We start from the raw sequence: 1,298 nt of genomic DNA on the forward strand, positions 1-1,298 counted from the left end.
TAACTTTTGTGCTGAAAAGCCCGCCCATCACCAATCTGCAAAACGTTATGCGCAATCGCACACCCGCCCCATGGCTTGAAAGGCAATAATTGACGATTACATTTAAAAAGGATCAACACAAACAAAGCTACGGGAGTAGCATTTTGGATAAAGTCTGTTACGGATAAACCGTTCCAAGCATTGCTCGAGAGGAGCATGTTTGAGACGTGATACGTCAGACAGACTTTACCGAAGTTAGCACAAAAAAATGACATAGTCAAGTTTTTAGTAGCTAACAGCCTGTGTTGAGAAGATTTAAATGTTTTCTCGTCATCAATAGCTCGACCAGCGCCTATACGAGTATAAGAGCAATTCGACTATTGAAATTATTTGCATTTCAAGCATGTGACGTACTGGTGGCGACTGTTCTGTTTTGTATATTAGCATATTGAAAAACACGCATAACAGCTAATAAGCGCCAGCTAACGCCGAGCGCCTATTCGCATAACGTTGCAAGAAACCTTATGACAAACAAAGCGTAAAAAAGTAAACTAAAAGAAAGAAAATCATTAGATTAGCGTTTAAGTACAGCCAGCGTATAGGCAAGCCAAAGAGCAAAGCAAAAAGAAATGACTAACTATTGAAAGAGTAATTTAGAAGAAATGGAACAATTTGTGAAGTAAATTGTTTTAAGCAACAAAACGGCAGATTATTAATTAACAATTTAAAGTGGAAGTCTTTGTCCTGCCAAAAGATGGAAACACCCAATTAACAAAATGAAAAATGTATTTTTTTCTTTAGCATTTATGCTAATCGGTTCGTTTGCATTTGCAAATAATTCTAATTCTTTCGACAACCAAATTTCTAATGAAATTTCAAAATTAGAAAACTTAAATTTGGTTAATGACGTTTTTAGCATTTCAACATTTGAAACTGTTAAAGTTAGTGAAGACTTACTACAATGTCATGTTACTATAAAAGGAACAATTAATGGCAAGAAAGTAGATTTAGATATCACTTTTACTAGCGATTCTGGTAGTTGTATAAAAGACACTGTCAAATTGTTAAAAGATTTAGCTGCTGATATGTAATGTAAACTAAAATATTGAAAAAATGAATAAAATATTTTTAATAGCATCTCTAGTTTTCTTTTGTTTTCAATCTTATGCAAATAATGGTTTAGAGAGAAATAATGTGATTTATAAGACTTCATTTAACAACTTATCAGTAAATCAAAATATAGATTTAAAAATGATAAGTGAACTAAAATTTGATAAAGAAGTGGTTTAAACTTTTATTTTATTAAATTTCTTTAGTGC

3 protein-coding genes are annotated in these 1,298 nt (G+C 32.1%); 2 read left to right on the top strand and 1 reads right to left on the bottom strand.

The genetic code is table 11. The features are described from left to right. The coding region (locus tag CHU92_RS15945; RefSeq protein ID WP_207759778.1) for a hypothetical protein at positions 1-254 on the bottom strand (254 nt) is incomplete at its 3' end. A gap of 501 nt (positions 255-755) precedes the next feature. On the opposite strand from CHU92_RS15945, the gene CHU92_RS00470 reads away from it, so the two are divergent. Continuing rightward, positions 756-1,070 (top strand): hypothetical protein, encoded by a 315-nt coding sequence (locus CHU92_RS00470; protein ID WP_094411513.1) that lies wholly within the window; start codon positions 756-758, stop codon positions 1,068-1,070. Between the two features lie 22 nt (positions 1,071-1,092). Then, on the top strand, positions 1,093-1,269 hold the full coding sequence (locus CHU92_RS15675) for a hypothetical protein (RefSeq protein WP_165764543.1): 177 nt from the start codon (positions 1,093-1,095) through the stop codon (positions 1,267-1,269). The last annotated feature ends 29 nt before the right edge of the window (positions 1,270-1,298 follow it).

The sequence above is a fragment of the Flavobacterium cyanobacteriorum genome, from assembly GCF_002251835.1.
GTDB classification, from domain to species: Bacteria; Bacteroidota; Bacteroidia; order Flavobacteriales; family Flavobacteriaceae; genus Flavobacterium; species Flavobacterium cyanobacteriorum.

What these genes read in the sequence shown, in the direction of transcription:
- CHU92_RS15675 (WP_165764543.1), top strand. Translation starts at nt 1,093, where the DNA reads ATGAATAAAATATTTTTAATAGCATCTCTAGTTTTCTTTTGTTTTCAA.
- CHU92_RS00470 (WP_094411513.1), top strand. Translation starts at nt 756, where the DNA reads ATGAAAAATGTATTTTTTTCTTTAGCATTTATGCTAATCGGTTCGTTT.